At 71.6% G+C, this 25,816-nt stretch carries 27 protein-coding genes; 16 read left to right on the top strand and 11 right to left on the bottom strand.

Going from position 1 to position 25,816, the window contains the following annotated elements; all coding sequences use genetic code 11:
* Positions 1 to 38 precede the first annotated feature (38 nt).
* From rpmH to ACYVGN_RS01765, 11 genes are all read left to right on the top strand, one after another.
* Entirely contained in the window at positions 39 to 176 is a 138-nt protein-coding gene (gene rpmH, locus ACYVGN_RS01815) for a 50S ribosomal protein L34 (RefSeq protein ID WP_055988770.1), read from the top strand.
* Positions 177 to 201: 25 nt separating this feature from the next.
* Positions 202 to 540 carry a ribonuclease P protein component gene (gene rnpA / locus ACYVGN_RS01810; RefSeq protein WP_460788403.1) on the top strand — a complete coding sequence of 113 codons (339 nt, stop codon included), beginning with the start codon at positions 202 to 204 and terminating at the stop codon, positions 538 to 540.
* Entirely contained in the window at positions 537 to 902 is a 366-nt protein-coding gene (yidD, locus tag ACYVGN_RS01805) for a membrane protein insertion efficiency factor YidD (RefSeq protein ID WP_460788401.1), read from the top strand. The genes rnpA and yidD overlap by 4 nt, the downstream gene beginning before the upstream one ends.
* Positions 903 to 908: 6 nt before the next feature.
* Complete coding sequence (yidC, locus tag ACYVGN_RS01800) at positions 909 to 2,000, top strand: membrane protein insertase YidC (RefSeq protein WP_055988768.1); 1,092 nt, start codon at positions 909 to 911, stop codon at positions 1,998 to 2,000.
* 48 nt (positions 2,001 to 2,048) lie between these two features.
* Positions 2,049 to 2,540, top strand: a complete 492-nt coding sequence (locus ACYVGN_RS01795) for a Jag family protein (RefSeq protein ID WP_460788399.1) — start codon at positions 2,049 to 2,051, stop codon at positions 2,538 to 2,540.
* Entirely contained in the window at positions 2,540 to 3,178 is a 639-nt protein-coding gene (rsmG, locus tag ACYVGN_RS01790) for a 16S rRNA (guanine(527)-N(7))-methyltransferase RsmG (RefSeq protein ID WP_460788397.1), read from the top strand. Before ACYVGN_RS01795 ends, rsmG begins: the two co-directional genes overlap by 1 nt.
* An 879-nt stretch (positions 3,179 to 4,057) precedes the next feature.
* Positions 4,058 to 4,999, top strand: a complete 942-nt coding sequence (locus ACYVGN_RS01785) for a diacylglycerol/lipid kinase family protein (protein WP_460788396.1) — start codon at positions 4,058 to 4,060, stop codon at positions 4,997 to 4,999.
* A 179-nt stretch (positions 5,000 to 5,178) separates the two neighbouring features.
* Positions 5,179 to 6,105: a ParA family protein gene (locus ACYVGN_RS01780; RefSeq protein WP_460788394.1), complete on the top strand. Its 927-nt coding sequence runs from the start codon at positions 5,179 to 5,181 to the stop codon at positions 6,103 to 6,105.
* Positions 6,105 to 7,115: a ParB/RepB/Spo0J family partition protein gene (locus ACYVGN_RS01775; protein ID WP_460788391.1), complete on the top strand. Its 1,011-nt coding sequence runs from the start codon at positions 6,105 to 6,107 to the stop codon at positions 7,113 to 7,115. The genes ACYVGN_RS01780 and ACYVGN_RS01775 overlap by 1 nt, the downstream gene beginning before the upstream one ends.
* Positions 7,116 to 7,225: 110 nt before the next feature.
* Positions 7,226 to 8,113: an SDR family oxidoreductase gene (locus ACYVGN_RS01770; protein ID WP_460788389.1), complete on the top strand. Its 888-nt coding sequence runs from the start codon at positions 7,226 to 7,228 to the stop codon at positions 8,111 to 8,113.
* A 1-nt stretch (position 8,114) separates the two neighbouring features.
* Entirely contained in the window at positions 8,115 to 8,372 is a 258-nt protein-coding gene (locus ACYVGN_RS01765) for a DUF7218 family protein (protein WP_055988762.1), read from the top strand.
* A gap of 69 nt (positions 8,373 to 8,441) precedes the next feature.
* On the opposite strand, the gene ACYVGN_RS01760 is transcribed toward ACYVGN_RS01765, so the two are convergent.
* The 3 genes from ACYVGN_RS01760 to ACYVGN_RS01750 are packed head-to-tail and all read right to left on the bottom strand — an operon-like array spanning position 8,442 to position 11,585.
* The gene (locus ACYVGN_RS01760; RefSeq protein WP_055988761.1) at positions 8,442 to 10,019 is read right to left on the bottom strand and encodes a tripartite tricarboxylate transporter permease; all 1,578 of its coding nucleotides are present in this window, start codon (positions 10,017 to 10,019) and stop codon (positions 8,442 to 8,444) included.
* Positions 10,020 to 10,029: 10 nt separating this feature from the next.
* Positions 10,030 to 10,563, bottom strand: coding sequence for a tripartite tricarboxylate transporter TctB family protein (locus ACYVGN_RS01755; RefSeq protein ID WP_460788387.1), 534 nt, complete (start codon positions 10,561 to 10,563; stop codon positions 10,030 to 10,032).
* On the bottom strand, positions 10,563 to 11,585 hold the full coding sequence (locus ACYVGN_RS01750; protein ID WP_460788385.1) for a Bug family tripartite tricarboxylate transporter substrate binding protein: 1,023 nt from the start codon (positions 11,583 to 11,585) through the stop codon (positions 10,563 to 10,565). Before ACYVGN_RS01750 ends, ACYVGN_RS01755 begins: the two co-directional genes overlap by 1 nt.
* Positions 11,586 to 11,766: 181 nt before the next feature.
* Between ACYVGN_RS01750 and ACYVGN_RS01745 the strand changes: the two genes are divergently transcribed.
* From ACYVGN_RS01745 to ACYVGN_RS01735, 3 genes are all read left to right on the top strand, one after another.
* Complete coding sequence (locus ACYVGN_RS01745) at positions 11,767 to 13,374, top strand: ATP-binding protein (RefSeq protein WP_460788451.1); 1,608 nt, start codon at positions 11,767 to 11,769, stop codon at positions 13,372 to 13,374.
* Positions 13,371 to 14,054, top strand: coding sequence for a response regulator (locus tag ACYVGN_RS01740; protein ID WP_134746595.1), 684 nt, complete (start codon positions 13,371 to 13,373; stop codon positions 14,052 to 14,054). The genes ACYVGN_RS01745 and ACYVGN_RS01740 overlap by 4 nt, the downstream gene beginning before the upstream one ends.
* A 181-nt stretch (positions 14,055 to 14,235) precedes the next feature.
* The gene (locus tag ACYVGN_RS01735) at positions 14,236 to 14,586 is read left to right on the top strand and encodes a tryptophan synthase subunit alpha (RefSeq protein ID WP_374198166.1); all 351 of its coding nucleotides are present in this window, start codon (positions 14,236 to 14,238) and stop codon (positions 14,584 to 14,586) included.
* 62 nt (positions 14,587 to 14,648) lie between these two features.
* Here ACYVGN_RS01735 and trxA read toward each other — a convergent pair whose 3' ends face one another.
* From trxA to ACYVGN_RS01695, 8 genes are all read right to left on the bottom strand, one after another.
* Positions 14,649 to 14,972, bottom strand: a complete 324-nt coding sequence (trxA, locus tag ACYVGN_RS01730; protein WP_055988757.1) for a thioredoxin — start codon at positions 14,970 to 14,972, stop codon at positions 14,649 to 14,651.
* A 71-nt stretch (positions 14,973 to 15,043) separates the two neighbouring features.
* Complete coding sequence (gene trxB / locus ACYVGN_RS01725; RefSeq protein WP_460788383.1) at positions 15,044 to 16,012, bottom strand: thioredoxin-disulfide reductase; 969 nt, start codon at positions 16,010 to 16,012, stop codon at positions 15,044 to 15,046.
* A gap of 143 nt (positions 16,013 to 16,155) precedes the next feature.
* A complete protein-coding gene (locus ACYVGN_RS01720) occupies positions 16,156 to 16,620 on the bottom strand; it encodes a DUF4383 domain-containing protein (RefSeq protein ID WP_460788382.1) in 465 nt (154 codons plus the stop codon).
* Between the two features lie 120 nt (positions 16,621 to 16,740).
* Positions 16,741 to 16,887, bottom strand: a complete 147-nt coding sequence (locus tag ACYVGN_RS01715) for an MFS transporter small subunit (RefSeq protein WP_460788380.1) — start codon at positions 16,885 to 16,887, stop codon at positions 16,741 to 16,743.
* On the bottom strand, positions 16,884 to 18,332 hold the full coding sequence (locus ACYVGN_RS01710) for an OFA family MFS transporter (RefSeq protein ID WP_460788378.1): 1,449 nt from the start codon (positions 18,330 to 18,332) through the stop codon (positions 16,884 to 16,886). The genes ACYVGN_RS01715 and ACYVGN_RS01710 overlap by 4 nt, the downstream gene beginning before the upstream one ends.
* 145 nt (positions 18,333 to 18,477) lie before the next feature.
* Complete coding sequence (murJ, locus tag ACYVGN_RS01705) at positions 18,478 to 20,094, bottom strand: murein biosynthesis integral membrane protein MurJ (RefSeq protein WP_460788376.1); 1,617 nt, start codon at positions 20,092 to 20,094, stop codon at positions 18,478 to 18,480.
* Positions 20,087 to 22,213, bottom strand: coding sequence for a DUF6049 family protein (locus tag ACYVGN_RS01700; protein ID WP_460788374.1), 2,127 nt, complete (start codon positions 22,211 to 22,213; stop codon positions 20,087 to 20,089). The genes murJ and ACYVGN_RS01700 overlap by 8 nt, the downstream gene beginning before the upstream one ends.
* Positions 22,214 to 22,343: 130 nt before the next feature.
* Positions 22,344 to 23,306, bottom strand: a complete 963-nt coding sequence (locus ACYVGN_RS01695; protein ID WP_134746587.1) for a LacI family DNA-binding transcriptional regulator — start codon at positions 23,304 to 23,306, stop codon at positions 22,344 to 22,346.
* A 101-nt stretch (positions 23,307 to 23,407) separates the two neighbouring features.
* Between ACYVGN_RS01695 and galT the strand changes: the two genes are divergently transcribed.
* Positions 23,408 to 24,595, top strand: coding sequence for a galactose-1-phosphate uridylyltransferase (gene galT / locus ACYVGN_RS01690; protein WP_460788372.1), 1,188 nt, complete (start codon positions 23,408 to 23,410; stop codon positions 24,593 to 24,595).
* On the top strand, positions 24,592 to 25,788 hold the full coding sequence (gene galK / locus ACYVGN_RS01685) for a galactokinase (RefSeq protein ID WP_460788371.1): 1,197 nt from the start codon (positions 24,592 to 24,594) through the stop codon (positions 25,786 to 25,788). The genes galT and galK overlap by 4 nt, the downstream gene beginning before the upstream one ends.
* The last annotated feature ends 28 nt before the right edge of the window (positions 25,789 to 25,816 follow it).

The following is a 25,816-nucleotide window of genomic DNA, read 5'->3' as shown; positions in this document are numbered from 1 at the left end:
CAGCATTCATCCGGTGACACCTTCTCCGGAGTGATTCCATGAGCAAGCGCACGTTCCAGCCCAACAACCGCCGCCGCGCCAAGAAGCACGGCTTCCGCGCCCGCATGCGCACCCGCGCCGGCCGCGCCATCCTGGCTGCGCGCCGCGGCAAGGGCCGCGCCGAGCTGTCGGCGTAACACCACCGCCACCTCGATCCTGGCTGTGCTCGCGAGGCCGAGACGCCTGACCCGCGGGGACGACTACCGGTTCGTCGTCCGTCGGGGGGCTCGGTGCGCGGGCGCCCACACGGTGACGCACGTCGTGCTGACGGCCGAGCCGCGCCCCGCGCGATTCGGCTTCATCGTGAGCAAGGCTGTGGGCAACGCCGTGACGCGCAACACCCTGCGGCGGCGCCTCAAGGCCGTGTGCGCCGAGGCGCTGCCCGACGTCCGCGAGGGCGCCGACGTGGTCATCCGCGCCCTGCCCTCCTCGGCCACGGCCTCGTACCAGGATCTCCGCAGCGAAGTGACGCGCTGTCTCGCCCGCAGGGCCGCCGCATGAGCGTGCTGCCCGCATCGGCGCGCGGGACGGCGCGTCTTCGCGTATCCGGGCTGGATGTCCCCGGAGCGCTGGCGGCCGTGACGCTGCTCCCCCGGAACGCCGGGATCGCGCTGCTCCACGGCTACCGTGCGGTCATCTCGCCGATCTACGGCGACGTGTGCCGCTACTACCCCTCGTGCTCGGCGTACGCGGTGACCGCCGTGCAGCAGCACGGACTCGTGAAAGGATCGGTGCTCGCGGCCGCGCGCATCGTCCGCTGCCATCCCTGGGCGGCCGGCGGACAGAATGACGTCCGCCCGCACCCGGCCTTCCGCTTTGACCTGACTCCACACGGCTTCGTCGTGCCCCGTCGAAAGGACTGATCCCTCGTGGATTTCTTCGGAATCATCCTCTTCCCGCTCAAGTGGGTGGTCGAGCTCATCCTGGTCGCCTGGCACTGGCTGTTCACCGCGATCGGCCTGCCCGCCGCCGGCGGCATCACCTGGATGCTGTCGATCCTCGGCGTGGTGCTGGTCGTGCGTGCGGCCCTGATCCCGCTGTTCGTGCGGCAGATCAAGAGCCAGCGGGCGATGATGGAGCTCGCTCCGGAGATCCGGAAGATTCAGGACCGGTACCGCGGCAAGCGCGACCAGCTCTCTCGCGAGGCGATGAGCCGCGAGACGATGGATCTGTACAAGAAGCACGGCTCCAGCCCGCTCAGCGGCTGCTGGCCGCTGCTCGTGCAGATGCCGATCTTCTTCTCGCTGTACTACACGCTGTCCGACGTCAAGCTGCACGCCCAGGCGGGCACGGGCGGCGTGGGCCTGCTCAACGCCGAGCTGACGCGCCAGTTCAACGACGCCAAGCTGTTCGAGCTCGCCCCGTTCCACCAGACGCTGGGCGAGGCGTGGGACCAGGGCGCGGTCGCGACGATCGTCATCCTGCTCGTCCTCGTGGTCCTGATGATCGCGACGCAGTTCATCACGCAGCTGCAGATCATCTCGAAGAACCTGTCCCCCGAGGCCAAGACCGGCCAGGCGTACCAGATGCAGAAGATCATGCTCTGGGTCATCCCGTTCGCGATGATCTTCTCGGGCGTCTTCTTCCCCCTCGGCCTGGTGCTCTACTGGTTCTTCAGCAACCTGTGGACGATGGGCCAGCAGTTCGTCGTCATCCGCGAGCTCCCGACGCCCGGCTCGGAGGCCGCGAAGGCCCGCGAGGAGCGCCTGGCGCGCCGCGGCAAGGCGCTCAACTCCAAGGGCAAGGTCGTCTCGATGGCCGAGTACGAGGAGGAGCAGCGCCGCCTGCTCGAGGAGGCGGAGCAGCGCAAGGCGCAGCAGCACAAGCGTCAGCAGCCCATGGGCAAGCAGCGCGCGAAGAAGAAGCAGGCGCCGAAGCCGGGCGGTTCGAGCAACCCGGGTGATGCCGCATCGCCGGAGGACCCGGATGAGGGCGCCGCTGGCCTTCCCGCCAAGTCGTAATCCCCTTCTGATCAGGCAATTTCCTTCCCGACCATCGAGGACGACCACATGAGCAGCACTTCCGTGACCGGCGACGCGCCCAGCAACGCCGAGCTCGAGGCCGAGGGCGACATCGCCGCCGACTACGTCGAGGGTCTGCTGGACATCGCCGACATCGACGGCGATCTGACGCTCGACGTGAAGCAGGGGCGCGCCTATGTGTCGGTCGAGTCGGACGACGACTCGCTGTCCGTGCTGTCTCACCCCGACACGGTGCAGGCGCTGCAGGAGCTGACCCGCCTCGCCGTGCAGGCGAAGACCGGTCGGTTCTCGCGGCTCATCCTCGACATCGGCGGCTCGCGGGACGCCCGTCGGCGACAGCTCGAGAAGCTGGTCGACGCCGCGGTCGCGCGCCTGGACGAGGGCGCCTCGCAGGCGTCGCTCCCGGCGATGTCGAGCTACGAGCGCAAGCTCGTGCACGACATCGTGTCGGAGCGCGGCCTGACGTCGGAGTCGTACGGCGAGGGCGCCGACCGTCACACGGTCATCCGCCGCGGCTGATGACCGGCGTGCTCGAGCCCGAACCCGCGGTCGCCGCGGAGCTCTTCGGCGACCGCATCGAGCTCGCGCGCGCCTACACCGCTGCGCTCGCGCAGCACGGTGAGGAGCGCGGCCTGATCGGCCCGCTCGAGCTGCCGCGGTTGTGGACGCGGCACATCCTGAACAGTGCGATCGCCGCTCCCCTGTTCCCCGCGGGCGGCATCGCCGGTGATGTGGGGTCGGGCGCCGGGCTCCCGGGCCTGGTGCTGGCGATCGCGCGGCCCGACGTGCGCTGGGTGCTGATCGAGCCCATGGAGCGCCGCGTGGCCTGGCTCGAGGAGCAGGTCGGGGCCCTGGGGCTGGAGAACGTGGATGTCGAGCGTGCCCGCGCCGAGGAGGCCGGTCGCTACGAGGGCGTGCTGGACGCCGTGACCGCGCGCGCCGTGAGCGCGCTGCGGACGCTGATCCCCTGGACCGCTCCCCTGGCGCGCGATGGCGGCGAGCTCATCCTACTCAAGGGCCACAACGCCCCGGCCGAGATCGAGGCGGCTCAGAAGCAGATCCGCAAGTTCAAGCTCTCGGACGTCCGCGTGGAGGTCCTCGGCGAGGGAGTGCTCGCCGAGGAGACCCGCGTCGTACGGGCTCTCGTCCGCGCCTGATCCCTCGCCGTTTCACGTGAAACGCGTGAAACGGCGGCGTGCGCGCGTCCACGCCGGTTGTTGAGCGGAGCGAAGCGGAGTCGAGACGACGCCTCCTTCGAACTAAGCGCACGTTTCACGTGAAACATCCCCGTGCCTGGGCGATAGATGCAGACTGTGAGGGGAGTTTGAGGGCGTTTCGACTCCTCGCTGGCGCTCGTCGCTCAACGACCATGAGTACGCCAGACCCCGAGTTCCAAGACTGTGGGGTGGGTGGAGCACTTTTCGTCTCCGCTCCTTCGTCGCTCCGCTCAACGACCTCACAATGCTGCGCGGGTGCCGCTTGGAAGTCGAAACGCCGGCGCCCGAGCGTGGGGCCAGGCGTTTCACGTGAAACATCCGGGCTTGGGCGGTGGGGTGCCGACCGTGAGGGGCGCTTCAGGGCGTTTCGTCTCCTCGCTGGCGCTCGTCGCTCAACGACCACGAGTGTCCGGACCCTCAGCCGCAACGCTGTTGGGCGAATACTGCTTGCTTGGTCGTTGAGCGGAGCGAAGCGGAGTCGAAACGCCAGCAATCCCCTTCTGACGCCGTTTCACGTGAAACACAGCCCGCCTCGGCGCGCCGATCCGGCCCCCACCTCTTGGGCTCACCCCGGTCGTTGAGCGGAGCGAAGCGGAGTCGAAACGGGTCCAAGCTTGCGTCGGCGGTGTTTCACGTGAAACATGCGCTTACGCGAGGGTTGCCGACCGCGAGGACGGCTTCAGAGCAGTACGACGCAGTGGCGAGGCCGTGGGCCGGGACTGGTGCGTTTCGTCTCCGCTCGTTCGTCGCTCCGCTCAACGACCCGGCGAGGTTGGCGGTGTTTCACGTGAAACATCGCGGGACGGTAGCGTGAGGATCATGATCCGGCGGGTCGGGCTCGTGGTGAACCCCACGGCGGGGAGCGGGCGGGGACGCCGGGTCGGATCCGCAGCAGCCAGGGCGCTCATGGACGCGGGCGCGGAGGCCGTCTCGCTCTCGGCCCTCGATGCAGTCGAGGCGCTGGCGAACGTGCGCCGCGCGGTCGCCGAGGGCCAGATCGACGCGCTCGTGGTCGTCGGCGGCGACGGCATGGTGCATCTGGGCATCCAAGCGCTGGCGGAGACCGCTCTCCCCCTCGGTGTCGTCCCGGTGGCGACGGGAAACGACTTCGCGGCGTCGGCCGGTCTCCCCCGGTCGCCCGACAGTGCGATCGAGGCCGTGCGCGCGGGCCTGGTCGCGGGGACGTCGATGAGAGCCGTCGATCTGCTGCGGGTGAGCGGCCAAGGCGTGCCCGGGGGCGAGCGGTGGGTCGGCGGTGCGGTCTCGGCAGGGCTGGACGGCGCGGCGAACGCCCGTGCCAACCGGCTGCGGTGGCCCCGCGGTTCGTCCCGCTATGTGTTCGCCGCTGTCGCGGAGATCCTGGGGTACCGCTCCTGGAGCTACGACGTGACGGTGTTCGACGAGCGCGGCGCAGTTCAGCTGGAGTGGCGGAGCGACGGGGCGCTCGTCACCGTGGCGAACGCTCCGCGAATCGGCGGGGGAATCGCGGTGGCTCCGTCCGCCCGCGTCGACGACGGCATCCTCGACGTCATCCTCGCGGCCGACGTCGGTCGGCTCACTGCCGCGCGCATCTTCCCGGCCATGCTGGTGGGCCGGCACCTGCGGTCGGCGCACCTCACGGCGACCACGGGCCGTACGGTCGAGATCGCGGCGACCGGCGCTCGGGACTCGTGGCCGGCGGTCTTCGGCGACGGCGAGCTGGTCGGCACGCTTCCCGTACGTGTGGAGCTGTGCCCCGGGGTCCTGCGTCTTCTCGGGTGAAGTTTCACGTGAAACTCCCGCCATCGTCGTGTGCGCGAGCGGCTTGCGTGCGTGCGCAGGGAGACGTGAAGCCGGCACGGCCGTCCTGTCTGGGAACATCGGGCGACACGCCGGGCGGTGTCCGCGGGAGAGGTTAGGGTGGAGAGACCGACCGGCTCGCGAAGGGAAGAGTGTTTCACGTGAAACAGTCCGAGAAGGCGGCGTCGTTCGCACTCCCCGACGACACTCCCCTGGCTCGCGAACTGGCCGATCTCTCGGCTCGTCGGCGCGCGCTGGCGGACGTCCAGGTCGAGTTCCCGGGGCGCACCCGGATCATGACGATCTCCAACCAGAAGGGCGGAGTCGGCAAGACGACGACCACGGTCAACATCGCCGCGGCCCTGGCGTCGCTCGGTGGGCGTGTGCTCGTCATCGACCTGGACCCGCAGGGCAACGCCTCCACGGCGCTCGGCATCCCCCACAGCGCGGATATCCCGAGCATCTATGACGTACTGATCGACGGGTTCCCCATCTCGGACGTGGTGCAGAAGAGCCCGGAGTCCGACACCCTGTTCTGCGCCCCCAGCAACATCCACCTCGCCGGAGCCGAGATCGAGCTCGTCACGCAGGTCGCGCGCGAGCAGCGGCTCAAGACCGCGATCGACGAGTACCTCCGGGATCTCGACACTCCGCTGGACTTCATCCTGATCGACTGCCCGCCGTCGCTCGGGCTGCTCACGATCAACGCCTTCACCGCGGCGGAGGAGGTGTTCCTGCCGATCCAGTGCGAGTACTACGCGCTGGAGGGCCTGAGCCAGCTGCTGGGCAACATCACCATGATCCAGAAGCACCTCAACCGCAGCCTGCGACTCTCGACGATCCTGCTGACCATGTACGACGCGCGCACCAAGCTGTCGCAGCAGGTCGCCGACGAGGTGCGCTCCCACTTCCCCGACGAGGTTCTGGGGACACTAATTCCCAGGTCAGTGCGGATTTCCGAGGCTCCGAGCTTCGGTCAGACAGTGATCGCCTATGACGGGAACTCGGCGGGCGCGATCGCGTACCGCGAGGCCGCCGTGGAGATCGTGCGACGCGGCGATGGAATCGCCGAGAAGAAGGAGTCCTGATGGCGAAGCGGACAGGTCTGGGACGCGGGATCGGCGCTCTGATCCCCACAGCCGAGTCGAGCGAGGCGCGTCCCGTCGACGTGTTCTTCCCCGGCGGGTCGCTCAAGAAGGCGGACGAGGCCGCCGAGCAGGCAGCGGCGCAGGCGGCCACCGCCACGGCCGTCGCCGAGCGCGAGCCGGAAGAGGACCTCGTGGCGGTGCCCGGTGCCCGCCTGGTGCACATCGACCCTCACAGCATCGTTCCCAACCCGCGTCAGCCGCGCACACACTTCGACCCCGAGGACCTCGCCGAGCTGGTGCACAGCGTGCGCGAGTTCGGAGTGCTGCAGCCGGTCGTGGTGCGCGACAAGGGCGACGGGACCTACGAGCTCATCATGGGCGAGCGGCGCACGCGGGCCTCCCGCGAAGCGGGCCTCACGGAGATCCCCGCGATCATCCGCGACACGTCCGACGACGCGCTGCTGCGCGACGCGCTGCTCGAGAACCTGCACCGTTCGCAGCTGAACCCGCTCGAGGAGGCCTCGGCCTACCAGCAGCTGCTCGAGGACTTCGGCATCACGCAGGATGAGCTGGCGAAGCGGATCGGCCGCTCGCGCCCGCAGATCAGCAACACGATCCGCCTGCTCCGCCTGCCCGTGCCCGTTCAGCAGCGGGTGGCCGCCGGTGTGCTGAGCGCGGGGCACGCGCGGGCCATCCTGTCGCTCGAGGACGCCGAGGCGATGCAGCGGCTGTCCGAGAAGATCGTGAACGAGGACCTCTCGGTGCGCGGCGCCGAGGCCGCCGCGAAGACGATCGCCGCCGAGGAGCCGGGTTCGCGCGCACCCAAGCCGCAGCCGGGCGCGCGGCGGGCGTTCCTCAACGACGTGGCGGAGCGCCTGGGCGACCGCCTCAACACCAAGGTCAAGATCGACCTGACCTCGCGCAAGGGTCAGATCAAGATCGACTTCGCGACGATCCAGGACCTGAACCGCATCCTCGCCGAGCTCGGCGAGGAGGGGTACGGCAACTGACGCGCCGGTTCACCCGGTAGGCCACTCCCCCGCGGACGTCAAGTCCCTGGGGCGGTCGGCCGCATCTCCGTAGCGTGGCACGCGACATCGACCACGCGAAGGAGGCTGCCTTGACCGACACCCTGAACCAGTCCGACCCGCGCGAGCCGTCGGGCGAGTTCCCCGAGCAGGAGCAGCCCACCCAGCCGGGGCTCACGAGCGAGATGGACCCGCAGCCCGACCACGGCGAGACCAGCTGGGAGGGCCGGGAGCGCCTCGTCGGCCGGAAAGCCCTGATCACGGGAGGCGACTCCGGGATCGGCCGTGCGGTCGCGATCGCCTTCGCCCGGGAGGGCGCCGACGTCGCGATCGTGTACCTGCCCGAGGAGGAGGAAGACGCGCAGGTCACCGAGCGCCATGTGCGCGAAGCCGGCCGCAAGGCCGTGCTGCTGCCCGCCGACCTGACCGAGGAGCAGGCCTGCATCGAGGTCGTGTCGGTCGCGCGCGACGAGCTCGGCGGCCTCGACATCCTCATTCCGAACGCGGCATATCAGCGTCAGCGTGAGGGTGTGGACACGCTCCAGGTGTCCGAGATCGAGCGGACGTTCCACACGAACCTGATCTCGGCGATGGTGCTCGCGCGCGAGGCCGTGCCTCACATGTCGCCTGGGGCATCCATCATCGTGACGACGTCCATCCAGGCGTCGCAGCCGTCCTCGGGCCTGCTGGACTACGCGATGACCAAGGCCGCGCAGGTCGCGTTCATCCAGGCGCTCGCCACCGAGCTCGGGCCCAAGGGCATCCGCGTGAACGGCGTCGCCCCCGGGCCGATCTGGACGCCGCTCATCCCGGCCACGGGATTCCCGGCCGACAAGGTCAAGGAGTTCGGGGCCGATACGCCGCTCGGCCGGGCGGGCCAGCCGGTCGAGCTCGCCGGGGCATACGTCTACCTGGCCAGTGACGAGGCGTCGTACACGTCCGGCGCCGTGCTGCCCGTGACGGGCGGGAAGGGGTTCTGACATGCCGAACCGCAGCATCAAGGACGAGGAGCTCTACGAGAAGCTCCGCGAGGAGGGCAACTCCAAGGAGAAGGCCGCGCGCATCGCGAACGCCGCCGCCCGCGACGGGCGCGAGGACGTGGGCGAGCGCGGCGGCAGCGCCGAGAACTATGAGGATCGCACGGTCGACGAGCTCCGCGATCGGGCGAAGGAGCTCGGCATCGAGGGCGTCTCCAAGCTCAAGAAGGACGAGCTGATCGACAAGCTCCGCAACCACTGACGGGGGACGGGTGAGAGAAGAGGGCGCTGGGGCGGATCGACCGCTCCAGCGCCCTCCCACGCGGGATCGTCAGTCGCGACCCAGCTGCCTCGCGATCTCCGCGTCCACCGCGCGGATCGTCGTCGTGTCGACATCCGGGATCGCGGCCTCGAAGCGAGCCTGGCGGCGGCGCAGCCAGAATCCGCCGATCAGGAGCAGCGCCAGCGCGACGTAGATGACGATCGAGACAGGGCTGCGGACCAGGATCGACGGGTCGCCCTGACTGATCGCCATCGCCTTGCGCAGCTGCTCCTCGGCCATCGGCCCCAGGATGCCGCCGACGACCATCGGTGCGACGGGATATCCGTGGCGGCGCATGAAGAAGCCGATCACACCGAGCAGCAGCAGCACGGCGATGTCGAAGACCTGGAAGTTGGCGGCGTAGGCCCCGAGGCCGGCGAAGACCAGGATCCCCGCGTAGAGATACGGCCGCGGGATCTGCAGCACCTTCGCCCACAGGCCCACCAGCGGCAGGTTCAGGACCACGAGCACCACATTGCCGATGTAAAGGCTCGCGATGAGCGCCCACACGAGCGCGGACTGATTTTCGAACAGCAGCGGGCCGGGCTGGATGCCGTAGGTCGTGAACGCCGAGATGATGACTGCCGCGGTCGCGGTGGTCGGGATGCCGAGCGTGAGCAGCGGCACGAGAACGCCCGCCGCCGCGGCGTTGTTCGCGGCCTCCGGGCCCGCGACGCCCTCGATCGCTCCCTTGCCGAACTGCTGCCGATAGGGCTCGCGCGTGAGCTTCTTCTCGGTGGCGTACGACAGGAAGGTCGCGACGTCGGCGCCGCCCGCCGGGATCGACCCGATCGGGAACCCGATCGCGGTGCCGCGCAGCCACGGCTTCCACGACCGCTTCCAGTCGCTCTTGGACATCCACGACCGCCAGCTGCCCGACACCGGGCGCACGGGCGGCGTGCTGTGCCGCAGGCGGGAGCCGATGTGCAGCGCCTCGCCGACCGCGAACAGGCCCACGGCGATGATCACGACGTCGATGCCGTCGCCCAGGTTGGGAATGCCGAACGTGAAACGCGCCTGACCCGTCAGGGTGTCGGTGCCGACCAGCCCGAGGAAGAGGCCGACGGCGAGCGACACCATGCCCCGCACGGGGCTGCCGCCCAGCAGGGCGCCGATCGTGAGGAACGCGACGATCATGAGCGCGAAGTAGTCGGCCGGCCCGAAGGTCTTCGCGAACTGGGCGATCCCGGGCGCGAAGAAGGTGAGGCCGACCGTCGCGAGCGTGCCGGCGACGAACGACCCGATCGCGGCGGTGGCGAGCGCGGCGGCCGCGCGACCCGCGCGCGCCATCTTGTTGCCCTCCATCGCCGTGACGATCGAGGACGACTCCCCCGGTGTGTTGAGCAGGATCGACGTCGTCGACCCGCCGTACATGCCGCCGTAGTAGATGCCGGCGAACATGATGATCGCCGACGTCACGTCCAGCGTGTAGGTGAGCGGGAGCAGCAGCGCCACCGCCATGGCGGGCCCGATGCCGGGCAGCACGCCGACCGCCGTGCCGAGCAGCACGCCGAGGAACGCGTACAGCAGGTATGCGGGCTGGATCGCGGTCGCGAAGCCCTCGAGCAGCAGATTCAGACTGTCCATGGGGAACCCCTCACCAGGCCGATCCGAACAGGGGCAGCGAGAGACCCAGCAGCTCGCCGAACACGACGTAGGTCACGACGCCGAGCACGGCGCCGATGATCAGGGCCTTCCACCAGGACCGTGCGCCCAGCGCGAGCGACGCGCCCGCGAACAGGATCGTCACCGCGACGGGCCAGCCCGCATACGGGATCGTGACGATCAGGGACGCGAACGACAGCACCACCAGCAGCACGGTGCGCCACGAGGTGGGCGCGTCGTGGTCCAGGTCCTCGCTGTCCTCGGGGGCGCCGACGTCTCCGCGCAGCACGGCGATCGCGGCGGCGATCGACGTGACGAGCATGAAACCGTTGATCGCATACGGCAGCACGCGCGCGCCCAGCACGTTCGACGAGCCGACCGGCTCCCGGATGGTCTCCGTCATGACGAGGGCGACGATCGAGAACACGAGGATGACGCCGATGAAGCCGAGCTCACCCCACCTGCGTGCGCGGGGCACCGCGGCCGAAGCGGCCGCGGTGCCCGTCGTGATCGGAGGCTCGATCATCACTCGATGATCCCCAGTGTGCGCAGCGTGTCCTGCGTCGTGGCGATGTCCTCCTCGAGGAACGACGAGAAGTCGTCGCCCGTGAGGAAGGCGTCGGTCCATCCGTTCGTCTCGAGGGTCTCGGTCCACTCCTCGGTCTCGTGGAGGTCGGTGACGAGGCCGACGAGCGCCTCCTTCTGCGCGTCCTCGATGCCGCCGGGCGCGATCAGGCCGCGCCAGTTCGTCAGCGCGATGTCCACGCCCTGCTCCTGCAGGGTCGGGACGTCCGGGAGCAGCGCCGCGGGCTCCGCCGACGAGACGGCCAGCGCCTTCAGCTCCCCCGCCTTGATCTGCTCGGCGAACTCGCCGACGCCCGAGATGCCGGCCGCGACCTGGCCGCTCAGGAGCAGGGTCACGGCCTCGCCGCCACCCGCGTTCGCGATGTAGTTGAGCGAGCCGACGACGTCCTCGACGCCGGCGTCCTCGAGCAGCTGCGCCGCGAGGATGTTGTCGATGCCGCCCGAGGAGCCGCCCGTGATGGGCAGTGACGCGCCCTGCTCGGCCCAGTCGGACAGGAAGTCGTCGAGCGTGTCGTACTCGCTGTCACCGGGGACGACCAGCACGAGCGGCTCCTCCGTGAGGCGCGCGATCGGCGTCATGTCCTCGATGCGGTTCTCGGACTGGTTGGTCTCGACCGCGCCGACCATGACGCTGCCGGTGATCATCAGGGTGTTCGGGTCGGTCTCGGTCGCGAGCGACGCGAGGCCGATGGTGCCGCCGGCGCCGCCGATGTTCGTGACCGGCGCGGACGACACCAGCCCGGCAGAGGTGAGGGCCTCGGCGGCCGCGCGCGCGGTCTGGTCCCAGCCGCCGCCCGGGTCGGCGGGGGCGATGACCGACACGCTCTGGATGGCGGCCGGCTCCTCGCCGCCGCCTCCCGCGGTGCCGCCGCCGGCACCGGAGCACGCGGTCAGGGCGAGCGCCGCGGCGCCGAGGAACGCGCCGGCGATGAGGCGGGCGGGCGTACGGGTGTGCTGTGTCATGGGCTCCTCCTCGAGTCCAGTCCTGTGTCGCGCGGCGTCGACGCCGCGAGCGGGATGTCCGGAGCCTAGGGCGGTCGCCGGGGCCTGCGCGGCTTGCGTTCGCAACGGGGACTTTCGGTCGTTTCGGTCCCCCGGCCGCCCGGGTCCGGTCGCGGCGCGCTCGCCTACGATGGGCCGCGTGATGAAGGCGATGACGCTCCGCACGCAGCTCGTGCTGCTGCAGGTCGTCATCGTGCTCGCGGTCGTGCTCACCGTCGGACTCGCCGCCCTCTGGACGCAGGAGCGGCAGATCCGCGAGGCATCCCAGGAGCGCATGATCGCGGTCGCCCAGTCGGTCGCGCAGCTTCCCACGATCCTGGAGGCGTACGACGATCCGGATCCCTCCGCCGTGATCCAGCCGATCGCCGAGCTGATCCGCGACGCCTCGGACGTCGCGTACGTCGTCGTCACGGACGACGAGGGCATCCGGTACTCGCACCCGAACCCCGACCTGATCGGCGAGGTCGTGTCGACGGATCCGAGCGTCGCGCTGTCGGGAGAGATGTACGTGGGAACGCAGACCGGCACCCTCGGCGAGTCCTGGCGCGTCAAGGTCCCGGTGTTCGACGGCGACGGCGAGGTCATGGGCCAGGTGTCGGTCGGCATCCTGGAGTCGGACCTCCGCGCGGACTTCCTGGCCGACATGACCGGCTTCCTGCTGGCGCTCGGCGCGGCCACCGTTATCGGCGTCGTCGCCGCGACGGGCGTGGCGCGCATGGTGCGGCGGCGCATCTACGGTCTGGAGCCGGACGAGATCCGCGGGCTGCTGGAGACCCGGGAGGCGACGCTGCACGGCATCCGGGAGGGCCTCGTGGCTTTCGACGACGACGGGCGGGTGTCGCTGTGCAACGATGCCGCGGCGCGCCTGCTCGGGCTGGAATCGCCGGCGGACGCGATCGGAGTGGCGGCCGCCGACCTGCTCGAGGACGACCTCGCCGGGCTGCTGGACGAGGTGAGGGCGGGCGAGGCGCCGCAGCGGCTCGTGCTGTCGGGCGAGCGGGTGCTCGTCGCCCGGGCCGCGCCCGTGCGGGTGCACGGCCGCGACGTGGGCACCGTGGTGATCCTGCTCGACCGCACGGAGCTGGATCGCGCGCTGCAGGAGCTCGCGGGCGCGCAGAGCCTCACCGAGGGCCTCCGGGCGCAGCAGCACGAGTTCGCCAACACGCTGCACACGCTCGGCGGGCTGATCGAGCTCGGCGAGACCGACGCCGCCATGCGGGTGATCGAGCGCAGCGGCGACGGCGGGGCGATCACGCGAGTGGATGCCCATGACGGCATACACGACATCGAGCTGGCCGCACTGCTGCTCGCGAAGCGGGCGCGTGCGCGCGAGCTGGGGGTGGCCCTGACCATCACGCGCGACTCGCACCTCGCTCAGGGCCGCGGTGAGGGTGGAGATCTCGTGACCGTCGTGGGCAACCTCCTCGACAACGCCATGGACGCCGCCGGCCGCGGCGGCACGGTCACCGTGCGCATCCAGGGCGGGGAGGACCGGATCGACATCGTGGTCGACGACGACGGTCCCGGAGTGCCGGAGGACCGCCGGCACGACGTATTCTCGCTCGGCTATTCGACGAAGGACCGGGGTGGGCGTCGCGGATACGGGCTCACGCTCGTCGCGCGCATCGTGGAGCGGCTGGGCGGCACGGTGGAGGTGGGCGGCTCCCCCGCGGGCGGCGCGCGCTTCGTCGTGGCGCTGCCGGCGAGCGGATCTCCCGCGCCCGCCCGTCGCGAGGAGGCGCTGTCGTGACGCGGCTGCGGGCGCTCATCGTCGAGGATGACTTCGCGGTGGCGCACGTCACGCGGGGCTTCGTCGAGCGCCATCCGCGGTACGAGGTCGTGGGCGTCGCGTCGACAGGCACGGAGGCGCTGCGCGCGCTCGCCGAGCTCGAGCCCGACGTCATGCTGCTCGACGTGTACCTGCCGGACATCTCCGGCGTCACGGTGCTGGGGCGGGCGCGCGCGGCCGGGTCGCGCGTCGAGGTGATCGCGGTGACCGCGGCACGCGACCTCGAGACGGTCCGGCTCGCCCGCGCCCACGGCGTGCACCACTACCTCGTGAAGCCCTTCCCCATGCAGGCCCTGCACGAGCGGCTCGACGACGTCTGGAGGGCGCACGAGCGCGATGCCGCGCTGGTCGCCGGCGCTCCGCTGGACCAGTCCGCGGTCGATGCGCTGCTGCGCCGGGACGCGCTCGCGTCCGCAGGTCAGCGCAAGGGCGTCTCCCCGCTCACGCTGGAGCGCGTCGCCGAGGCGCTCGAGGCGCAGACCGAACCCGTCTCGGCCGCCGAGCTGGGCGAGAGCCTGGGGATGTCGCGGGTCAGCGCCCGCCGCTATCTCGAGCGGCTGGTCGAGGCCGGGCTCGCCGCCCGCGAGCCGCGCTACGGCCACGCCGGCCGGCCCGAGCTCCTCTACTCCGCTCGCCGCTGAGCGCGGGCATCCCGCTGCTCGAGATCACATCCGCTCCGTCCACGTCACATCGGGCGCGCGAGATCACACGAGGATGGATGTCCTCTCGCCGGATGGATGTGATCTCGGTGCCGAGATCGCGCGCTCTCCACAGAGTGGGGCATCCGGATCCCGTCCAGGCGTGCGCGCGTAGCCTTGTATGGTGAGCGAGCCCGCCGAACTCCCCCGCCGACGCGCGAGCGTCGAGGTGCTGCGCGCCGAGGCCGCGGACGAGCTCGCGACGCTCATCCACGAGCGGCTGCGCGGCGGCGAGGACCCCTGGGAGTTCATGGAGGACCTGCCGACGGTCGACGAGCTCGTCGTCTTCACCCTCCGAGCGGAGCACATCGAGGCGGACGGCGGCCTGCGCCCCACGGCCGCTCGCAATCAGCGCCTGCTGCGCCTGATCGCCGCCGAGTACCCGGAGCTGACCCGCGCGGTCTGGCGCCTGATCGGCCAGGAGAACACGCACCGCCGCTGGGATGCGGTCGTCCGCGTCGTCGACGGGCGCTGATCCGTCGCACGGGGAACGACGAAGCCCCGGCGCGGGGCCGGGGCTTCGTGAGGTGCGGGTCCTTACTTGAGGAACTCCGCGAGGTCCTGCTCGAGCGCGAACTTCGGCTTGGCGCCGATGATCGTGGTGGCGACCTCGCCGTTCTTGAAGACCTTCATGGCCGGGATCGACGTGATCTGGTACTTCATGGCCAGATCCGGGTTCTCGTCGACGTTGAGCTTGAGGATCGTGATCTTGTCGGGGTTCTCGGCCTGGATCTCGTCGAGCACCGGCGCGACCATGCGGCACGGGCCGCACCACGCGGCCCAGAAGTCGACGAGCACGGGGCCGTCGGCCTGCAGGACGTCCTGCTCGAACGTGGCCGAGGTGGTGGCCTTGGCGGTCATGTGGATCTCCTTCGGTGGGAAGTGCGTCTTCACCCGCAACGCGGGAGGGGCTGTGGTTGTTCCGCGGCCTCTCAGGCCTCGACGAGCTGGTCCTCGGCGGGGGCCGGCTCGCCGGCGTCGCCCAGCGACGCCAGGAAGTGCTCGGCGTCCAGCGCGGCGACCGTGCCGCTCGCCGCGGCCGTGACGGCCTGGCGGTAGGTCGGGTCGATGACGTCGCCCGCCGCGAACACGCCCGAGGCCGACGTGCGCGAGGTGCGGCCGATCACGGCGATCGTGCCCTCGGGGGTCAGCTCGAGCTGGTCGTGCACGAGGTGCGTGCGCGGGTCGTTGCCGATCGCGACGAACAGGCCCTCGAGCGCCAGGTCGCGCGTCTCGCCCGTGACGGTGTCGCGCAGCGTGACGCCCTCGACGGCCGACTCGCCCAGGATGTCGGCGACCTCGGCGTTCCAGATGAACTCGATCTTCTCGTTCGCCAGGGCGCGCTGCTGCATGATCTTGGAGGCCTTGAGCGTGTCGCGGCGGTGGATCACGTAGACCTTCGACGCGAACTTGGTGAGGAAGGTCGCCTCCTCCATGGCCGAGTCGCCGCCGCCGACGACCGCGATGGTCTTCTCGCGGAAGAAGAAGCCGTCGCACGTGGCGCACCACGAGACGCCGTGGCCGGACAGGCGCTCCTCGCCCGGGAGGCCCAGCTTCCGGTAGGCCGAGCCGGTCGCGAAGATCACGGCCTGCGCCTCCTCGACGGCGCCGCTGCCGAGCGTGACCTTCTTGACGTCGCCCGACAGGTCGAGCTCCGTCACGTCGTCGTAGCGGATCTCGGCGCCGAACTTCTCGGCCTGCTCCTGCATCTTCTGCATGAGCTCGGGGCCCATGATGCCCTCGGGGAACCCTGGGAAGTTCTCGACCTCGGTGGTGTTCATCAGCTCACCGCCCACCTCGACCGAGCTGGCCACGACGAGGGGGCTCAGGTTCGCCCGGGCCGCGTAGATCGCGGCGGTGAATCCGGCCGGACCCGATCCGATGATGATGAGCTGTCGCACGAGGCCTCCAGAGTGTGATGTCGGGCGGGGTTCCAACTGCCACAACACATGGTACGCGCGGGCTATTCCATAGACCAACATCTATCGATACGAGTCGCAGCCCCGGTCGTTTGCGGGCGACCGGGGCTGCGGGTGTGTGCGCGTCAGTGGCGATCGTGCGTCGCGTGCGCCGTGCGGCGACCGAGGAGGACGCCCAGAGCGATCATCGCGGCGGCCAGCACGAAGTGCAGCCAGTCGTCGGCGGCGTTCAGCGGCACGAAGTTGGCCGCGTGCTCGTCCGGCACCACCAGTCCGTACAGCCACAGCAGCGCGTATACGGCGCCGCCCCAGATGAGGAACTGCTTGGCTCCGCCGAACGTGCGGGCGGCCAGGACGCCGACCACTCCGTAGAGCAGGTGCACGATGTTGTGCAGGATCGACACCTGGAAGACCCCCATCAGCATCGCGTGCGACTCGTGGCCCGCGAACTGGAGGCTCTCGACGTCCTGCGTCAGCCCGGGGATGAATCCGCCGAGCCCGACGATGAAGAAGACGATCCCGAAGACCAAGGCCGCCTTCTGCACGGGCGTCTCCGCGAAGCGCCGCGTGCCGTGGTCGGTGGTGCTCATGTCCGACCTCGCTCTCTGCTGTGTGCCCCGGCCCTCGCCGGGGGACATCAGAGAACCACGAGCCCTGAGTGCACTAATAGAGGCTTGACGCGGCGCCCATCCAGGTGCGATGCGCGCGGTTCAGCCCGCGAACAGCGGCATCACCGAGGAGATCGTCTGGATGAGCGCGTACGCGAGCGGGATCCCCACGATCAGCCACGAGAGCACCAGTCGCATCGTCTGTCCGCGCTGCTCCGGCGCGTCGGCCGGGATCTCGGTCCTGGTCATCGGCCCTCCTCGTCGTCGATCGTCGTCGCCGCGCTCCGTGCGGCGGCGCCCGCGTGGGCCACGGCGGGCGGCTCGGCCGTCGCGGCGGCCGCCGGCTCGTGGAACCGGGCCGCGACGGGCCGGACCAGCAGGTTCGCCACGAAGCCCACCGCGAGCACGCCGACCGTGGTCAGGAGGGCGGGGCGGTAGTCCGCCGCCACCAGCTGGCCGGGCTCGCCCTGCGCGTCCAGGAAGCCGTTGATGATGAGCGGCCCCGCGATGCCCGCCGCCGACCAGGCGGTGAGCAGGCGCCCATGGATGGCGCCCACCTGGAACGTGCCGAACAGGTCGCGCAGGTACGCCGGGATGGTCGCGAACCCGCCGCCGTAGAACGACAGGATGACCGCCGCCAGCGCGACGAACAGCAGCGTGCTGCTCGCTCCCACGAGCGCGAGCAGCGTGTACAGCACGACGCCCACGCCGAGGTAGACCATGTAGATCGGCTTGCGGCCGATGAAGTCGCTGATCGACGACCACACGAACCGGCCCGCCATGTTGAACAGCGACAGCAGCGCCACGAAGCCCGCCGCCGTGGTCGCGGTCACGAGCGACGCCTCGCCCGTGCGGAAGAAGTCCTGGATCATCGGGCTCGCCTGCTCGAGGATCCCGATGCCGGCGGTCACGTTGCAGAACAGCACGATCCACAGCATCCAGAACTGGGGCGTCCGGAGCGCGTTGCGCGCCGACACGTGCGCCGTGGTGACGAGCGGCTTGCTCTTGATGCTGGCGGGATCCCATCCGGCCGGCCTCCAGTCGGGGGCGGGCGTGCGCACGTTGAAGACGCCGATCATCATGACGAGGAAGTACACGATGCCGAGCGTCAGGAACAGCATCGCGACGGCCGATCCGGAGGCGACCGACGTGGAGTCGGCCGGGTCGTACGCCGGGTCGTACAGCGACATCAGCTGCCGCGAGACCGGGGAGGCGACCAGCGCGCCGCCGCCGAAGCCCATGATGGCCATGCCGGTCGCGAGCCCCGGCCGGTCGGGGAACCACTTGATCAGCGTCGACACCGGCGAGATGTAGCCGATGCCGAGGCCGATGCCGCCGATCACGCCGTAGCCCAGGTACACGAGCCACAGCTGCGACGTCGCGATGCCGAGCGCCCCGATCAGGAACCCGGATGCCCAGAAGCACGCCGACGTGAACATCGCCTTGCGCGGGCCGACCCTCTCGACCCACGTGCCGAGCAGGGCCGCCGAGACCCCCAGCATGACGATGGCGATCGAGAAGATGATCCCGATCGCCGTGAGCGAGGTGTCGAAGTGCGCGACCAGCGCGTTCTTGTAGACGCTCGTCGCGTAGGCCTGCCCGATGCAGAGGTGGATGGCCAGCGCCGCCGGGGGGATGAGCCATCGGCTGTATCCGGGCGGGGCGATGGTGTGCTGCCTGTCCAGGAACGACACGTGACGGTACCCCCTCGTACTCGTGGTCATGCTCCGGCGCGGTGCGCACGGTGTCTCGCACGCTAATGAGGCGCCCGGGGCGTCACAAGGGCATGTATGCCCGCGTCATCCCGGTGAGTGGGAGCGCTCCCGAGATGGTCGCGGGTCAGCGCCCGAGGAGGCGGCCGAGGAGGCCCGCGGCGGTGCGCAGCTCGGGCGCGCGGAACAGCGCCAGCACGGCGACGTAGATCACGAGGGCGACGAGGCCGACCACGCCCGTGCCGACCGCGCCCAGCAGCTTGCCCGGCATCCCGTCGATGCCGTCCGCCGCCATCCATCCGCCCGGGCCGCCGGCCAGCAGGTACACGCCGAAGGCCGCGGCGCCGGCGGGGATCGCCGCCGACGTGAAGCGGGTGAGGGCCCAGAGCGACCCGCCCATCCCGAGCGGCCCGAGCCGGCGGCGCAGCAGCCAGCCGGCGAGCACGGCCTGCGCGATGCTCGACAGCGACTGGCACAGCGCGACGGCGGCGGTGAGGTGGTCCTCGGACACGACGAGCGGCATCAGCAGGGCGAGGGTGATGGCGATCAGGGCCTGGAACAGCGTGAAGAAGAACGGCGTGCGGGTGTCGCCGTACGCGTAGAACGTGCGCTGGACGACGAACTGCACGGCCAGGGGCACCAGGCTCGCGAGGAATCCGATCAGGACGGGAGCCGCCGCGACGGCCTCCCCCGCGCTGCCGGTGAAGATGCGCGACGCGGGCACGGCCGCGACGATGAGCGCCACGGCCGCGATCACGACGAGCAGGCCGAGCGTGCGGATGCTGCGCTGGATGTCGCCGCGGACCTCGTCGTCGCGCCCGGCCGAGGCGTGCTCCGACAGCTGCGTGAAGTACGGCGTCCCGATCGACATCACGATGATCGAGTACGGCAGCATGAAGACGAGCCACGCGTTGAACCACACGGTCGCCGACGCGTCGTCACCCGAGGCGGCCGAGATCACCTGCTGCTGCACGGTCGACACCACGAGGCCCACGAGCAGCATCGCGAAGCTCCAGCCCGCGAGCGAGCGGATCTCGCCGAGCCCCATCCCGCGCCAGTGGAAGTCGGCACGCAGGTGCAGGCCGGTCCGGCGCCAGAACACCACCAGGACGAGCGTCTGGGCCACGATGCCGAACGTGGTGACCCCGCCGAGCACGGCGATCATCGTCGGGTCCCACTCGCCGACCTCGCTGCGCTCGCCGCCGAAGACGGCGATGAAGACCGCGAAGCCCACGATCGACACGATGTTGTTGACGATCGGCGCCCACGCGTACGGGCCGAAGACGCGGCGTGCGTTCAGGGTCTCGCCGATGAGCGCGAACATGCCGTAGAAGAACACCTGCGGCAGGCACCAGTACGCGAACGCCGTGCCGAGCGCGATCTGGTCGGGCGTGTAGTCGGCGCCGAAGAGCCGGATGAGCCATGGCGCCGCCAGCATCGCGAGCGCCGTCACCACGAGGAGCACGACCGTGCCGAGCGTGAACAGCTTGGAGAGGTGCTCGCGACCGCCGTCCTCGCGGCCGCTCCACTTCACCACCTGGGGGACCAGCACGGCCGTGATGAGGCCGGCCGAGATCACCTGGAACACGTAGTTCGGGAGCTGGTTGGCGATCGTGAACGCGTCGGACGCGTGCCCGAAGGCGCCGATCGCGGCGACGAGCACGGTGGTGCGGATCAGGCCGGTCACGCGCGAGACGAGCGTGCCGGCCGCGATCATGGCGCTCGCGCGTCCGAGGCTATGCATCCGGTCCCTTCGAGGGCTCGTCGTCGGTCCCGGAGGATCCGGTCGGCTCGGCCGCCGCGGCGCGGCGCCGGCGCAGCACGGTGCGCACGATGCCCGTGCCGATCAGGCCGACGACGAGGGCGACGAGCACGATGATGCCGATGCGCTCCCAGTCGGCGCGCACCGTGACCTCCACGGTCTGCACGGGGCCGATCAGCTCGCCCTCGGGGCTCAGCAGACTGAGCTCGATGTCGACGTCGCCGTTTCCGACCCGGGCCTCGACCGGGACCTCGATCGTCGTGCTGCTGCTCGGCTGCGCCACCACCTGCGTGAACTCGACCACGTCGAGACGCGGATCGTCCGGGCGGGCGACGAGCGTGACCGTCACCTCGTACGGGAGGTCGTTCCGGATCCAGACGGGCAGGTTCGCACCCGCGCTGATCAGCTGGACCGTGGCGGGGGGCTCGATGCCCACGGCGTTCGCGCGCTCTCCGGTGCGCTCGCGGAAGGCCGCGACCGCGTCCTCCCACGCCGAGCGCTCGCCGTCCCAGCCGACGGAGAGCACGTGCAGCGCCTCGGCGCGCACCTGGCCCGTGAGCAGGGTCGGGTCCTCGAGCACCGTGGCCGTGCGGGCGATGCGCTTCTCGGACTCGATGGTCTCGGTGACGAAGGCCGCCCGGCTCTCGTCCGCGGACGGCTCGGCCGGCGTCACGGCCGCCGGCGCGGCGTCGAGCAGCTGCGGCAGGCGCTGCGCGTCGATCGCGGCGCTGCCCGTCACGACGTCCACGGCCGCGCTGAGCCGATCGACGAGGTCGGCCGCGGCGTCGTCCGCGCCGTCCTCGTCGGTCAGCCCGGCCCCGCGGTCGAGCGCGACGAGGAGCGGCGCATCCCCCGCCTGCTCGCCCGCGAACCACAGCTCCGCGCTCGCCGCGACCGCGGCGGCGTCCCGCGCGGGCTCGCCGGTCGCCCCGGCCACGTCGTCGAGCGCCGCGGTGACGCCCGCGTCGTAGATCAGCAGGCCGTCGCCGCGGGCCGGCACCGCGGATCCGTCGGCACCCTGCGTCGTCGCGTCGGACGGGACGAGCGCGATCGCGTCGGGATCCGGCGTCCGCAGCGCGTCGAGGACGCCGGGACCCACGGCCCCGGGCATGGGCCAGTGGATCGAGGGCTCGGCGTCGCCGATGTCGAGCAGCGCGTCGAGGTCGAGCTCCTCCTCCGGGTCGGGCGCCCCCGCGACCGTCTCGGTCGGCGTGGGCGTCGGATCCGGCTGCGGGGGCGCCGCGAGGTACGCCTCGAGCGAGATCGGCGACAGCGACGTCTCGAGCCCGGCCTGGAGCTGGGCCGCGACGTCGGCGTCCGCGAACTGCAGCGCGAAGCGGTCGTTCGGCATGACCATGAGGCGGTCGAGCCACTCCACGGCGCTCTCGGGTGCCGTGTCCCGCAGCGCCCGGATCGCCGCCGGGATCGCGGGATCGATCGCGAGGATGGCCTCGGTGCCCGCGACCGCGTCGAGCTGGGCGGTGAGCGCGCCCTCGGGCGCGGTGAGCTCCGCGAGCTGCTCGGCCCCGAGCAGACCCGACGACTGCGGCGCGGCCGTGATGGGGACGACCAGGCCGACCGGCTCGCTCTCGTCCTCGATCACCACGACGCTCTCGGCCGTGGCATCGCCGAGCTGCGCCCGGATCGGGTACACGCCGGGCCGCAGCCCCTCGAGCGCCTCGTGGTCGGCGGGAACGGCGATCCCGACCGTGTCCTGCGCCCCGGGGGCGAGGTCCTCGGCCGGCGCCGTGCCCGCGGGGGTCAGCGTGACGCCCTGGGTCGTCCCGTCGAGCCACGCGCGCAGCTGCGTGCGGTCCGCGAGGGGCGTGCGGCCGATCGAGAGGGTCGCGGTCGCGCCCTCGATCGGCTCCGTCGAGGCGTTCTCGACCGTGAGCGTCGTGGTCAGCGAGGCACCGGGCCGCAGGAATCCCTGCGCGGCGGGCGCGAGCGTGAGATCGGCCGTCGGCTCGTCCGGCTCGACCGCCGCGTGGGCGGGCGCCGCGCAGGCCAGCCCGAGGAGCACGGCGAACGCCGCCGCGGGGAGAGGGGCGAGCGGCCGTCTGCGGGGTTCGGCCTGGCGCCGGGGGAGGTCCGTCGTCATATGCGTGTGGATCGCATCCCGGATGTCGCCGGCGGGTCTCGCCGCCGGACCGGGTCGCGGATCCTCTCGATTCTACGGAGGCGCCTGTGTGCATCCCGGATGCGCCGCGACTCGGCGAGGCGGTCGGGCCTCAGCCGCTCGCGCGCGCCACCAGGCGGGTCGGGATGACGGTGCGCTCGGGCACGGGACGGCCCTCGAGCCGGTCGATCAGCAGGGCGACGGCGGCGTCGCCGAGTGCGTCGAAGTCCTGCGCGACCGTGGTGAGCGGCGGCTGGTAGTCGGCCGCGTCGACCACGTCGTCGAAGCCGATCACCGCGACATCCGGGCGGCCGGCCTCGCGCAGCGCCCGCAGCAGGCCCAGCGCCATCTGGTCGTTCCCGGCGAACACGGCGGTGACCTCGGGGTCGGCGGCCAGCGCGACACCGCGCTCGTAGCCGGAGCGCGCCGACCAGTCGCCGCGGAGCGGCTCGGGTGCCGGGGCGCCGAGCGCCTCGCGCCAGCCGCGTTCTCGCTCGTCCGCGGCATACGAGCCCGCGGGGCCCGCGAGGTGGTGCACCGTGGCGTGACCCGCATCCCGGAGGCGGGCGACGGCGGCGGCCGCTCCCCCGGCGTGGTCCGACTCGATCGCGATCAGGCTGGGCGCCGGGGCCGAGTCGACGGCGACCAGCGGGAAGGCGGCGGCACCGGCGGCCCGCACGGTCGGCGTCGCCTCGTTGAGCGCGATCGCGCCGTCGACGCGGTGATCCGACAGCGCGGCGAACGCCGCCTGCGCCGATCCGGGTGTGTCGTCCGCGAGGGTCAGGACCAGCACGGCGTGGTCGCGCGCGGCCCCGGCCGCGACCACGGCCTCGAGCACGCGGGCGTTGCCGACCGTGGCGAGGGTGCGGACGAGGACGCCGATCGTGCGCGTGCGGCCGGTGCGCAGCGCGCGGGCGGCCCGGTTGGGGCGGTAGCCGAGCTCGGCCATGGCGGCCTCGACCCGCGCGCGGGTGGTGGGGTCCACGTTGGCGGCGCCGTTGGCCACGCGGGACACCGTCTGCCCCGAGACGCCCGCGAGCCGCGCGACGTCGGCGGCCGACACGCTGCGCGCCATCCTGCTCTCCTTCGATCGAAACCTCGTGTACCGCCTCTCGGCGTTCTACCTCTATCATGCATGTTGACGTCAACATGCGCCGCATCTCCCGAAGGATCCCCATGACGCACACCCCCGACCTGCCCGCGACGGAGCTGGGCGCCGGCGTCGTGCGCCGCCCGGCCCGCCTGGCCGACGGCCGCGAGCTGATCTACTACGACGACCCGGGCACGACGCTGCCGCCCGAGCGCCGCGTCGACGAGCGCGAGCTCGACCCGCGCCCCGCGACGGCGACCATGCGCCGGGACGTGCTGACCGGCGACTGGATCTCGGTGGCGGCCGCGCGCCAGAACCGCGCGCACCTGCCCCCGGCCGACCTGGACCCGCTGGCGCCCCAGACGCCGACGAACCCGTCGGAGCTGCCGTCGTCGTACGACGTCGCGGTGTTCGAGAACCGCTCGCCCTCCTTCGGCCCCGCGCTGGACGAGGCGTTCGGCGACGCTCCCGCGGCGGAGGACGCTCCGCGCGGCCTGGACGACCTGAACGCCCCCGGCCTCGGCCGTTCGCGCACCTCGGTCGGCCGCTGCGAGGTCGTGTGCTTCAGCCCGGAGCGCACCGGCTCGTTCGGCACGCAGTCGGTCACGCGCGCGCGCACCGTGATCGAGGCCTGGGCCGACCGCACGGCCGCGCTGTCGGCGCTGCCCGGCGTGCGACAGGTGTTCGTGTTCGAGAACCGCGGCGAGGAGATCGGCGTCACGCTGCAGCACCCGCACGGCCAGATCTACGCCTACCCCTACGTCACGCCGCGCACGCAGCTGCTGCTGGCGTCGATCGAGCGCGAGGGCGCGGACCTGTTCGACCGCATCATCGAGTTCGAGTCGGCGGGACCCCGCGTCGTCGTCGAGGGCGAGCACTGGATCGGCTACGTGCCGTTCGCCGCGCGCTGGCCCGTCGAGGTGCACCTCGCGCCGCGCCGCCACGCGGCCGACTTCGCCGAGCTCACGGCCGAGGAGCGCGACGAGCTCGCGCCGCTCTACCTGCGCCTGCTGCGCGGTGTCGACGCCCTGTACACGACGCCGACCCCGTACATCGCGGCGTGGCACCAGGCACCGGTCGAGGTCGGCCGCGACAGCGCCCGCCTGCACCTGCAGCTCACGTCGCCGCGTCGCGCGGCCGACAAGCTCAAGTTCCTCGCGGGCTCGGAGGCCGCGATGGGCGCGTGGATCGGCGACGTGCCGCCCGAGCAGTCCGCGGAGCGCCTGCGCATCGCGATCGCCGAGGCCGACCAGGCCGCGGGGGTCGAGGCGTGACCGCCCTCGTCCAGGCTCAGGAGCTCTTCGCCCGGGTCGCCGGATCCCCCGCCGCCGGCGTGTGGTCGTCGGCCGGCCGCGCGAACCTGATCGGCGAGCACACCGACTACAACGAGGGCTTCGTGCTGCCCTTCGCGATCCAGCACCGCACCTACGCCGCCGCGGCCACGCGCGGCGACGGCGTGGTCCGCGTGGTGTCGACGTTCGCCGAGCAGCCCGTCGAGCTGCCCGTCGCCGAGCTCGCCGCGACGTTCGACGGCCCCGCCGGTCACGCGGTGACGGGCGGCGTCGTGCCCGAGTGGGCCGCGTACGCGCTGGGCGTGGCCTGGGCCGCGCTCGCCGCATCCGGCCGCGCCGCGGCCGACGTGCCGGGCGTGGACATCGCGATCGCGTCGGATGTGCCGATCGGCGCGGGCCTGTCGTCGTCGGCGGCCATCGAGGGCGCCGTGGCCTCGGCGCTCGACGAGCTGTGGGGCCTCGGCCTCGCGCCCCTCGACATGGCGCGCGTCGGGCGCCGCGCCGAGAACGAGGCGGTCGGCGCCCCCACCGGGATCATGGACCAGGTCTCGTCGATCATGGGCCGCGCGGACGCCGCGACGTTCCTCGACTGCCGCAGCCTCGAGACCCAGTCGGTCGACCTCGGCTTCGCGCGCGAGGGGCTCTCGCTCCTCGTGATCGACACGCGGGTCAAGCACTCGCACTCGACCGGCGGCTACCGCGAGCGCCGCGAGGCGTGCGAGCGGGGCGCGGCCGCCATGGGCGTGCCCGCGCTGCGCGACGTGACCGTCGCGGAGCTGGATCGCGCGCGCGAGCTCCTCGACGACGTGACGTTCCGCCGCATCCGGCACATCGTCACCGAGAACCAGCGCGTGCTCGACACGGTCGAGACCCTGCGCGCTCAGGGGCCGCGCGCCATCGGCGACCTGCTGGTCGCGTCGCACGCCTCGATGCGGGACGACTTCGAGATCTCGGTGCCCGAGCTCGACACGGCCGTGGAGACCGCGCTCGCCGAGGGCGCGGTCGGCGCCCGCATGACGGGCGGCGGCTTCGGCGGAGCGGCCATCGCCCTGGTCGACGAGGCGCGCGTCGACGCCGTGGCCGAGGCCGCGACCGCCGCGTTCGCGGACCGCGGCTTCGCGGCCCCCCATGCCTTCACGGTCGTGCCCTCGGAGGGTGCGCGCCGCGACGTCTGACGCCCCCCGGCACGCGAGGAGGGACCCG

Source organism: Microbacterium lacusdiani (assembly GCF_054779895.1).
This window is presented reverse-complemented; position numbering and strand designations above follow the sequence as displayed.